A 10,961-nucleotide genomic window follows, 5' to 3' on the forward strand; every position below is an offset into this window, starting at 1 on the left:
TGTGGACGGTAATGATGACACTCTGGCCAAGCAGCTTTCTGATTCTTCTTGTCGGCTTGCCCTTCCTGGGCAGCCTCATCGCCGCGCTGCTTTCTCCGAACGCGCGAAACGCGGAGGCCTGGCTGGCCGGCCTGGTTTCGCTGGGCGCGCTTGCGATAACGTTGGCGGCATATCCGTCGGTGACAGACGGCCGCGTCGTCAAGCACGTCATTGACTGGGTGCCCGCACTCGGCCTCAGCATCACGTTGCGCATCGACGGGTTCGCGTGGATGTTCTCGATGGTGATCACCGGGATCGGCCTCCTCGTCGTCATCTATGCCCGCTACTACATCTCGCCAAAGGATCCGGTCGCGCGCTTCTATGCGCTCTTGCTGGCCTTCATGGGCGCGATGCTGGGGCTCGTCCTGTCCGGCAACATCATCCTGCTGGCCGTCTTCTGGGAACTGACGAGCATCTTCTCCTTCCTGCTGGTCGGCTACTGGCACCACAATCAGGCCGCGCGCGACGGCGCGCGCATGGCATTGACGATCACCGGGACGGGCGGCTTGTGCCTGTTGGCGGGTCTGGTGCTGCTCGGCCAGATCGTTGGCAGCTACGATCTCGACGAGGTGCTGGCGGCCGGCGACATCATTCGCGCGCACGATCTTTACGTTCCAACACTCCTGCTCATCCTGGCCGGCGCGCTGACCAAGAGCGCACAGTTCCCTTTTCATTTCTGGCTGCCCAATGCGATGGCGGCCCCGACGCCGATTTCGGCCTATCTCCATTCCGCGACCATGGTGAAGGCGGGCGTGTTCCTGCTCGCCCGGTTCTGGCCGGTTCTGTCAGGCACTGACGAATGGTTCTTCATCGTCGGACTTGCAGGCATGACGACACTGTTCCTGGGCGCTGCATTCGCGATCTTCCAGCAGGACCTGAAGGGTCTGCTCGCCTATTCCACCATCAGCCATCTCGGGCTCATCACGACACTGCTTAGCCTCGGCAGCCCGCTCGCGGCGGTCGCGGCGATCTTCCACATGCTCAACCACGCCACTTTCAAGGCATCGCTTTTCATGGCGGCCGGGATCATCGACCACGAGGCTGGAACGCGCGACATGCGTCGTCTGTCCGGCCTTTTCTCCTATCTGCCCATCACCGCAACCCTTGCAATGGTGGCCAGCGCCGCGATGGCTGGCGTGCCGCTGCTCAACGGGTTCCTGTCAAAGGAGATGTTCTTCGCCGAGACGATCGAGCAGCATCGCGCTTCGCTGCTCGACGGCGTCGCGCCCTATGTGGCGACACTCGCCGGTGCGTTCGCGGTCACCTATTCGGTCCGCTTCATCCACAAGGTCTTCTTTGGCCCAAAGCCCGTCGACCTGCCGAACGAAGAGCCGCACGAGCCGCCGCACTGGATGCGCGTTCCGATCGAGCTTCTGGTCCTGGTCTGCCTGATCGTGGGCATCATTCCGGCGCTGAGCGTGGGCGGAGTGCTCGACACTGCCGTCTATTCGGTGCTGCGTGAAGAAATGCCGCAATACAACCTTGCCGTCTGGCACGGCTTCAACCTTCCGCTGGCAATGAGCATCATTGCCCTCGTCGCGGGACTGGCGCTCTACGTCGCGCTGCGACCCTACCTGGAGCGGTCTGAGGAAGGACCGCCCTTCATCCGGCGCCTGCGCGGCCAGCGAATCTTCGAGCGCGTGCTCGTCGCGATCAGCTGGCGCGGTGCACGCTTCGTCGAAAGCACCATGACGACCCGCCGCCTGCAGCCCCAGTTGCGTCTCCTGGTCCTGGCGGCGATTTTGGCGGGCGTCTGGGCGATGTGGGGAGCCGGCGATAATCTGCCGGAGCTTTCGGTTCGCGGCATCGACCCGGTACTGGCGACGCTCTGGATCATCGGCGGTGGCTGCGCCATCGCGGCCGCCATTCAGGCCAAGTTTCACCGTCTCGCCGCGCTGATCCTCATGAGCGGGGCGGGTCTGGTTCTTTGCCTGACATTCATCTGGTTTTCCGCGCCCGACCTTGCCGTTACCCAGCTTCTCGTCGAGATCGTCACGACCGTCCTGATCCTGCTCGGCCTTCGCTGGTTGCCGAAGCGCAACGAGGCCGACCCGCTGCCGATCGACATGCGCACGCGCCTGCGCCGCCATCGCGATTTCGTCCTGGCCGTTGCGGCGGGGCTCGGTACGGCGACCGTCGCCTATCTGACGATGCGGGCACCCGTTCCACCATCGGTCGGCGACTATTATCTGGAGCACGCCTACAGTGAGGGCGGCGGGACCAATGTCGTGAACGTCATCCTGGTCGACTTCCGTGGCTTCGACACATTCGGCGAAATTGTCGTACTCGGCATCGTGGCGCTGACGATCTACGCGCTCCTGCGCCGCTTCCGCCCCGCCGACGACACCAAGGAGATTCCCTACCAGCAACGCGAGCAGAACGCGTTCGACGACCTGCAACGCGACCGTGAGGTTGGCGAGACGCTTCAGGATTATTTGCTGGTACCGTCCGTGATCATGCGCTGGATGTTCCCGGTGATCGTGCTGCTCGCCATCTACCTGTTCCTGCGAGGGCACGACCTGCCGGGCGGCGGATTTGCGGCCGGGATCACGATGTCGATCGGCTTCCTGCTGCAATATCTTGCAGGCGGCACGCGCTGGGTGGAGGAACGGCTGCGCATCCTTCCCGTGCGCTGGATCGGCTTCGGGCTCTTGATGGCCGCGCTGACGGGCACCGGCTCCTGGCTGTTCGGCTATCCGTTCCTGACGTCATACTTCCAGTACACGACATTGCCCTTCGTCGGCGAAGTGCCCACGGCGTCCGCGCTCCTGTTCGATCTCGGCGTCTTCAGCCTCGTGGTCGGAGCGACGGTGCTGATGCTGATCGCCATCGCTCACCAGTCCATACGTACGGCGCGCAGCAAGCCCGCGCCCTCCACAACCGGCGAAGGGGGGCAGAGCTGATGGAACTGCTGATCGCACTTGCCATCGGCACTTTGACTGCATCGGGCGTGTGGCTGCTCTTACGTCCGCGCACGTATCAGGTGGTCATCGGCCTGGCGCTGCTGTCCTATGCCGTCAATCTCTTCATCTTTTCCATGGGTCGCCTGCGGGTGAACGCGCCACCGGTTCTCGACGGTTCCAGCCCGGTCGATCCGGCCGTCTATACCGATCCGCTGCCCCAGGCGCTCGTGCTGACGGCGATCGTGATCGGGTTCGCGACGACGGCGCTGTTCCTCGTCGTGCTGATCGTTTCGCGCGGAATATCCGGGACCGATCATGTCGATGGGCGGGAGAGCGAGCGATGAACCTCGATCTCCAGCATATCGTCATTGCGCCCATCCTGATCCCGCTGATCGCGGGCGCGATGATGCTGTTCTTCGACGACCGCGAGCGGCGACTGAAAACTGTCATCTCGCTCGCCTCGACTGGCGCGCTTCTTGCGGTTGCCGCGATGATGCTCTGGCGTGTCCATAACGACAACGACGCTGCGGCGCTGGTTTATCTCCTCGGAAACTGGCCGGCGCCGATTGCGATCAATCTCGTGCTGGACCGGCTGTCGGCGATCATGCTCGTCGTGACAGCGATCGTGGCGATTCCGGCGATCGTCTTCGCCATCGAGCGATGGGCCCGTGTCGGACCGCACTTCTTCACGCTGTTCCAGTTCCTGCTCGTCGGGCTCAACGGCGCCTTCCTGACCGGCGACCTTTTCAACCTGTTCGTCTTCTTCGAGGTGATGCTGGCCGCATCCTACGGGCTGGTGCTGCACGGTTCGGCGCCCTCACGCGTCAAGGCCGGGCTGCATTACATCGTCATCAACCTCGTCGCGTCGCTGATCTTCCTGATAGGCATTGCCCTCGTCTTCGGTGCGACCGGCAGCCTCAATATGGCGGAGATCGCGCTGCGGGCGCAATCGCTGGAAGGCTTCACGGAGCCTGCGCTGCATGTCGGTCTGGCGATGCTGGGCCTGGCGTTTCTCGTGAAGGCCGGCATGTGGCCGCTCGGCTTCTGGCTCGTTCCCACCTACGCCTCCGCGGCCGCTCCGGTCGCCGCTGTCTTTTCGATGTTGAGCAAGGTCGGCATTTACTCGCTTCTGCGCCTCGCACTTCTGGTGCCGGCAGGTGGCGAGGCGTTTGGTTCGGCGCTCATCTTCATCGGGGGTGCCGTCACGCTGATCTTCGCGTCGATCGGCGTCCTCGCCTCGCAGTCGATGCAGCGCGCGAGTGCCTACTTCGTGCTCATGTCGTCGGGAACGCTGCTCGCCACGTTCGGCATGTCCGAGCCGGCGGCCACGGCCGGTGCGCTCATGTACCTTCTCAGCTCGACGCTGGCCGTCAGTGCGTTCTTCATGGTCGTCGAACTCCTCGAGCGCGAGCGGGACGCGGCCGCCGACGTGCTCGCCGTCACCATGGAAGCCTATGGCGAGGCGGCAAGCGAGGACGAGGGCGAAGAAGCAGAGGTCCGCCGCCTGATGCCCGGCGCGCTGGCGATTCTGGGCATCGGCTTTTCCCTGCTGGCGATGGTGCTGATCGGCCTGCCGCCGCTTTCGGGATTCCTGTCGAAGTTCGCGATCCTCCACGCCATCATGGGGCCCGCTTCGCATGCCGGCGAAGGCGACGCCGCCATGCGCATCGCGCTTGCCGTCCTCCTGATCCTTTCCGGAGTGACGGCGCTGATCGCTCTTTCACGAATGGGTATCCGCACGTTCTGGGCGCCCGTCGAACCAATGCAGCCACGCGTCACCATCACGGAAACCGCACCAATCCTGTTCCTGATCACCGTCCTGTTCGCGCTTGTACTGCTGGCCGGCCCGGTGATGGCCGTTGTCACGGCGGCCGCGGCGGATCTGCATGACCCGAGCCGCTACCTCGGTGCCGTGCTTGGCGCGGAGCATGTGCCACCCTTTGCGCAGGAGAGCAAATGACGGCGATCCTTCCCTACCCGCTGCTTGCCGTCGGCCTTGCGTTCATGTGGCTGGCGCTGGGCGGCTTCACGCCCGGTCACCTGGTGCTGTCCGTCCTGGTCGCGGTGGCCGCCAGCCACGCGCTGCGTGCGCTCGGCGAAGCGAGCCCGCGCGTTCGGCGCTTCGCGGCAATCCCGGAACTGCTGGGCATCGTTCTCTACGACATCGTCCGATCCAACGTCGCCGTGGCGCTCATCATCCTGCGCGGCCGTCGCGCCAGCCGGACGTCCGGTTTCATCACGGTGCCCATCCGGCTGACGAACCCGTCGGCGCTTGCCATCCTGGCCATCGTCCTTACGAGCACGCCGGGCACCGCCTGGCTCGACTACAATTCGGCACGTCGGACGCTGCTCGTCCACGTGTTCGATCTTGTCGACGAGGCGGAGTGGATCGACATCATCACCAACCGCTACGAGCGACTGTTGTTGGAGATTTTCGAATGAATGTCCTCATCATGCAGGCCGCGCTGTTCATCGCGCAGCTCATGCTGGCTCTCGCCATGATCCTGTGCACCTGGCGCATGATCATCGGGCCGAGGGCCCAGGACCGTGTGCTGGCGCTCGACGCGCTCTACGTCTGCGCCATGCTGCAGGTCCTGGCCTTCGGGGTGCGCACCGGCAACACGCTCTACTTCGAGGCGGCGCTGGTAATAGGGGTGCTGGGTTTCGTGGCAACGGTCTCTCTTGCCAAGTTCCTCATGCGCGGCGAGGTGATCGAATGACCACTGGCTATGCGGACGTGCCCTTGTGGGCCGCGATCGTCAGCGCCGCCTTCATTCTCCTGGGCGCCGGGCTGTCTCTGGTCGGCGCTGTCGGCGTTGCACGCCTGTCGACGTTTTACGACCGCATCCACGCGCCGACGCTTGCGACCAGTTGGGGCGCGGGCGGCATGGTGATGGGGTCGATGATCTTCTTCACCGCGGCCGAGGGTCGCCCCGTCATCCACGAGATCCTGATCGGCGTCTTCGTCACCGTCACCACTCCCGTGACCTTGATGATGCTGGGCAGAGCTGCGGTCTACAGGGACAGGTCGGAGCAGAACCCCGGCGCGCTGCCGAAAGAGACCTCGGTTGATCGCGCCGACACCGTCAGCAATCATAAGGGAAGCTGACGCGGCCGTTCAGGACTGCCTGACCGCCGACCGCATGCTTCCGTGCGCTGGTGCAAGCATGGCCGGTGCTGTCGATGCAACTGCTGGGCGAATAGCTGAACCGCCTCGGCGATAATTTCCCCCACAAACGCGGGGCTGGAACATCTGGCTCCGACTCTTGTTTGGTTCCGACGCCGTACTGGCAATGCATCCAATCTCAAGGGGAATACCATGGCAAAAGCGGGCACTTCAACGAAGTCCGGCATCCGGACCGGCGAAGCAACCATACACGACCAGAAGTTGATGCGGGGGAATGGCGGCGAACTCCACCAGATCGCCGATGGCGACACGCCGCCCCTGACGACCGCACAGGGCGGGCCCGTCGCCGACGACCAGAACACGTTGAAATATGGCGAACGCGGCCCCGCGCTGATCGAGGACTTCCACTTTCGCGAGAAGATCTTCCACTTCGACCATGAGCGGATTCCCGAGCGGGTCGTCCATGCGCGCGGCTATGGCGCGCACGGCTATTTCGAGACCTATGAATCGCTGGCGAAATACACCCGCGCCGACATCTTCCAGCGTGCCGGCGAGAAGACGCCTGCTTTCGTGCGGTTCTCTACCGTTGCCGGATCGAAAGGTTCGTTCGACCTTGCGCGCGACGTACGCGGCTTCGCCGTCAAGCTCTACACGCAGGAAGGCAACTGGGACATCGTTGGCAACAACATCCCGGTGTTCTTCATTCAGGATGCGATCAAGTTTCCCGACGTCATCCATTCGGTGAAGCCGGAGCCCGATCGCGGCTTCCCGCAGGCCCAGTCGGCGCATGACAATTTCTGGGACTTCATCTCGCTGACGCCTGAGTCGATGCACATGATCATGTGGGTCATGTCCGACCGCGCGATCCCGCGCTCCTTCCGCTTCATGGAAGGCTTCGGTGTCCACACCTTCCGTCTGCTGAACGCGGAGGACGAGTCGACTTTCGTCAAATTCATCTGGAAGCCGAAGCTCGGCCTGCAGTCGGTCGTCTGGAACGAGGCCGTGAAGATCAACGGCGCGGATCCGGACTTCCACCGCCGCGATCTTTGGGACGCGATTCAGGCCGGCGACTATCCCGAATGGGAGCTGTGCGTGCAGTTGTTCGATCAGGAATTCGCCGACAGCTTCGACTTCGACGTGCTGGACCCGACCAAGCTAATCCCCGAAGAAGTCATCCAGCCGATCCCGGTCGGCCGGCTGGTGCTGGACCGGATGCCGGATAATTTCTTCGCCGAGACCGAACAGGTCGCGTTCATGACGCAGAACGTGCCGCCCGGCATCGACTTCTCCAACGATCCGCTGCTGCAGGGCCGCAACTTCTCCTATCTCGATACGCAGTTGAAGCGGCTCGGCTCGACCAACTTCACCCACCTGCCGATCAACGCGCCCAAATGCCCGTTCCATAATTTCCAGCAGGACGGCCACATGGCGATGCGCAATCCGACCGGTCGCGTCAACTACCAGCCGAACTCGTGGGGCGAAGGTCCGCGCGAGCATCCGGCGCGCGGCCACCGCTCCTATCGCGAGGAGGTCGAAGGGCCGAAAGTGCGCTTGCGAGCGGAAAGCTTCGCGGACCACTACAGCCAGGCGAGGCAATTTTATGCAAGCCAGACCGAGGTCGAGCAGAACCACATAGCGATGGCGCTCACCTTCGAGCTTTCCAAGGTCGAGACGGAGGTGATCCGCGAGCGTGTCGTGGCGCATCTTCTCAACATCGAGGAGACGCTGGCGACAAAGGTTGCCGAGAACCTCGGGCTTAAGACGATGCCGCAGCCGGCCGATCCAGCGATCACTCCGCGCGACGACCTCGAACCTTCGGACAAGTTGTCGATCATCAAGAATGGTCCGGATAGCTTCAAGGGTCGCAAGGTCGGCGTTCTCGTGACCGATGGCTGCGATGCCCAGCTCGTCAAGGCGCTCGCAGATGCCCTTCACAAAGAAGGCGCGATGATGGAGATCGTCGCACCGAGGGTTGGCGGCGTCAAAGCCTCGGACGGCTCGCTCATCGAAGGCCAGCAGATGATCGACGGCGGCCCGTCGGTTCTCTACGACGCAGTAGCGCTGATCGTCAGCGAAGAAGGCGCCAAAAGTCTCACAAACCACCCCGCCGCGCGTGATTTCGTCGCCGACGCCTTCGCGCACTGCAAGTTCATTGCTCACGTCGAGGCGGCTCAGCCGCTGTTCGACAAGGCGGGTGTCGAGCCGGACGAAGGCGTGGTCGCGATATCGAAGGCTGCCGACGCAAAAGGGTTCGTCGAGACCTGCCGGAAATTGCGGTTGTGGAACCGCGAAAGCCGGCAAAAGTAGGAAAACCGATGACTGACAGACTGAAGATGCAGGACCCGCGCAAGCAATATCCCGCACCGCCCTTTCCCGAACAGCCACAGCCCCACCCGGGGCTGTCGGCAAAAATGGACCCGCAGCCGGATCATGGCGAAGAGAGCTATCGCGGCTCGGGCAAACTTGAGGGCCGCAAGGCGCTCGTCACGGGTGGCGATTCCGGCATCGGGCGCGCCGCTGCGATTGCCTATGCCCGAGAAGGCGCAGACGTGGCGATCTCCTATCTGCCGGAAGAACAGGCCGACGCAGACGAGGTGATCGCGCTGATCGAGAGGGAGGGGCGCAAGGCGGTCGCGCTGCCGGGTGACATCATGGATGAAACCTGGTGCCGCGAACTGGTCGAGAAGACGGTCTCCGGGCTTGGAGGCCTGGACATCCTCGTCGTCAACGCGGGACGGCAGCAGTTCCGGGAAGATGTCAGCGCGCTCTCCACTGACGACTTCGACAAGACGATGAAGACCAATCTCTACGCGCTGCACTGGATCGTGCAAGCGGCCGTTCCGCATCTGCCGGCGGGTGCATCCGTGATTACGACCGCTTCCATCCAGGCCTACGAGCCGTCGGAAATCCTGCTCGACTACGCAACGACCAAAGCAGGCATTACCGCCTATACGAAGGCGCTCGCCAAGCAACTCATCGAGAAGGGCATTCGTGCAAACGTCGTTGCGCCCGGCCCGTTCTGGACCGTGCTACAGCCAAGTGGAGGCCAGCCTGAGGAGAAGGTGAAGAACTTCGGCAAGAACTCCGACTTCGGCCGTCCGGGACAGCCGGTCGAGATCGCGCCTCTTTACGTTCTCCTCGCCTCGCAGGAAGGTAGCTTCCTGATTGGCGAGGTGCTGGGCGCGACAGGCGGCAGAGGCATCGCCTGACATCAGACCAGAAGCTGGCGTGCTTCTCCGCGCCGAGAGGGCATCGCTGCGACTTGAATGCGTGCGGATCCACGGTGGAACCCACGCATTCTCCAGCAGCGGCCCAAGCCGGCAATTTCCGAGAATCTACGGCCGGCCCGGTTCCAACCCTTCAATCAAATCCACTAGTCCGTTCCGTTGCTCTTGCCAGGTTCGCAGCGAAGTTGTCTCCGTCGACTGGGTGGCCGAACAGGTAGCCCTGTCCGATCGGACATCCCATGCCGGCCAGCAACATGCGTTGCGCTTCGGTCTCCACGCCTTCCGCCACCACGGCCAGGCCAAGGGCACGCCCGAGCTCGATGATGGCCCGCACGATGACCATCTTGGCGGGACTGGCCGCGAGTTCGCCGACGAAGCTCCGGTCGATCTTGATCTCGGTCACCGGGAACGACTCGAGCATTCGAAGACTCGAGTACCCCGTCCCGAAATCGTCGACTGAGAGGCCGACGCCGAGGGCGCGCAGTCGCTGGAAGGCATCCAACACGCCGGGCGTGCTGTTGAGGAGCATGCTCTCGGTAATCTCCAGCGTCAGCCAGTCGGGTTCAGCACCCGTCTGGCGCAAGACGCGCCCCATCATCTCGGCCATGTCTCGGTGCAAGAATTCGGTGGCCGACACGTTGACCGAGAAGCGCAGCGGACGGTCGCGGTGCTCGTTGATCCGTCGTGCAAAGGCCGCCACGGCCCCAACGCCGCGTTCTCCAAGTGCCAGGAGCAGGCCAGTCCGCTCGGCCGCCTCGATGAACCGGCCCGGCGGCTGACTGCCGAACAGCGGATGGTTCCACCTTATCAGCGCTTCGGCGCCTACCCACTCGCCGGTCGAGAGGTCGATCTGGGGCTGGAAATGATGGACAAACTCGTCGTTTACAATAGCCACCTTCAGCTCTCTGGTCAACCGGACGCGGAGCCGAGCCTCCTTGTCATCGTCGCGCTGAAACCTGCAAGGCCCGCCGAGCGGATCGGTCTTGGCCGTCTGCAGCGCGGTTGCGGCGTGTCGGACCAGCGCGATTGCACTGCCGCCGGGTTCGCCTATGGCATAACCGACTGCAAAACGCAGCGAAACGCTTGCGCCCGGAACGACGAAGTCCGGCTCGAGCGCGGCAGTAACGCGGCTCACAATGAGCTGCGCGCTCGCTTCATCCGGCAGTTCGAAGGCCAGCGCGAATTCATTCGCTCCCATCCGGGCGACCGTGGCGGCCCCGGTCTCCCTCAGTCGGCGCCCGGTCTCCAGCAGCAGGGCGTCTCCGACATCGAAGCCATATCCGGCATTTATGTCGTGGAAGCCGATCACATCGAGCTTTACGATCAACGCCGGACCGTCATGGGCGGCGAGGCGCTTTTCGACAGCGACAATGAACGACTGCCGGTTGAGGCATTCCGTCGCGATGTCGAGATTCGCGGCGCGGTCCAGGGCGATTTCCGTTTGCCGGATGGCGGACACGTCTCGCAGAACACCGACATAGAATTGCTCGCCGCCGACCGTGAACGGTCTTAAGCGGAGGTGATTCCAGAATGTCGTCCTGATCAGCCCCCACTGACGGGTCCGGCTGGAATGTTAGTGCATTGACGGTCTTGTTGCCAGCGCGGGCGGCATCGCTGGTTGGGTTTGCAGGGCCGTCCGCGCGGCGAAGGCTGGGATGAAGACCT

Annotated in this window: 9 protein-coding genes; 8 read left to right on the top strand and 1 reads right to left on the bottom strand. The window is 63.4% G+C overall.

Features of this window, described 5'->3' with window-relative positions:
- The first annotated feature begins 14 nt into the window (after positions 1 to 14).
- The 8 genes from GTK01_RS10390 (at position 15) to GTK01_RS10425 (ending at position 9,278) form a co-directional block, all read left to right on the top strand.
- A complete protein-coding gene (locus GTK01_RS10390) occupies positions 15 to 2,942 on the top strand; it encodes a monovalent cation/H+ antiporter subunit A (protein ID WP_252925803.1) in 2,928 nt (975 codons plus the stop codon).
- Positions 2,942 to 3,286: a Na+/H+ antiporter subunit C gene (locus GTK01_RS10395; protein ID WP_252925804.1), complete on the top strand. Its 345-nt coding sequence runs from the start codon at positions 2,942 to 2,944 to the stop codon at positions 3,284 to 3,286. Before GTK01_RS10390 ends, GTK01_RS10395 begins: the two co-directional genes overlap by 1 nt.
- Positions 3,283 to 4,902, top strand: coding sequence for a monovalent cation/H+ antiporter subunit D (locus tag GTK01_RS10400; protein WP_252925805.1), 1,620 nt, complete (start codon positions 3,283 to 3,285; stop codon positions 4,900 to 4,902). Before GTK01_RS10395 ends, GTK01_RS10400 begins: the two co-directional genes overlap by 4 nt.
- Positions 4,899 to 5,384: a Na+/H+ antiporter subunit E gene (locus GTK01_RS10405; RefSeq protein WP_252925806.1), complete on the top strand. Its 486-nt coding sequence runs from the start codon at positions 4,899 to 4,901 to the stop codon at positions 5,382 to 5,384. Before GTK01_RS10400 ends, GTK01_RS10405 begins: the two co-directional genes overlap by 4 nt.
- Positions 5,381 to 5,662, top strand: coding sequence for a K+/H+ antiporter subunit F (locus GTK01_RS10410; protein WP_252925807.1), 282 nt, complete (start codon positions 5,381 to 5,383; stop codon positions 5,660 to 5,662). The genes GTK01_RS10405 and GTK01_RS10410 overlap by 4 nt, the downstream gene beginning before the upstream one ends.
- Positions 5,659 to 6,051, top strand: coding sequence for a monovalent cation/H(+) antiporter subunit G (gene mnhG, locus GTK01_RS10415; protein ID WP_252925808.1), 393 nt, complete (start codon positions 5,659 to 5,661; stop codon positions 6,049 to 6,051). The genes GTK01_RS10410 and mnhG overlap by 4 nt, the downstream gene beginning before the upstream one ends.
- 210 nt (positions 6,052 to 6,261) lie before the next feature.
- Positions 6,262 to 8,376 (top strand): catalase, encoded by a 2,115-nt coding sequence (locus GTK01_RS10420; protein ID WP_252925809.1) that lies wholly within the window; start codon positions 6,262 to 6,264, stop codon positions 8,374 to 8,376.
- An 8-nt stretch (positions 8,377 to 8,384) separates the two neighbouring features.
- Positions 8,385 to 9,278, top strand: a complete 894-nt coding sequence (locus tag GTK01_RS10425; RefSeq protein ID WP_252925810.1) for an SDR family oxidoreductase — start codon at positions 8,385 to 8,387, stop codon at positions 9,276 to 9,278.
- 151 nt (positions 9,279 to 9,429) lie between these two features.
- Here GTK01_RS10425 and GTK01_RS10430 read toward each other — a convergent pair whose 3' ends face one another.
- Positions 9,430 to 10,755 carry an EAL domain-containing protein gene (locus GTK01_RS10430; protein WP_252925811.1) on the bottom strand — a complete coding sequence of 442 codons (1,326 nt, stop codon included), beginning with the start codon at positions 10,753 to 10,755 and terminating at the stop codon, positions 9,430 to 9,432.
- Between the last annotated feature and the right edge of the window lie 206 nt (positions 10,756 to 10,961).

The sequence above is a fragment of the Aliihoeflea sp. 40Bstr573 genome, assembly GCF_024105655.1.
Lineage (GTDB): Bacteria > Pseudomonadota > Alphaproteobacteria > Rhizobiales > Rhizobiaceae > Aliihoeflea.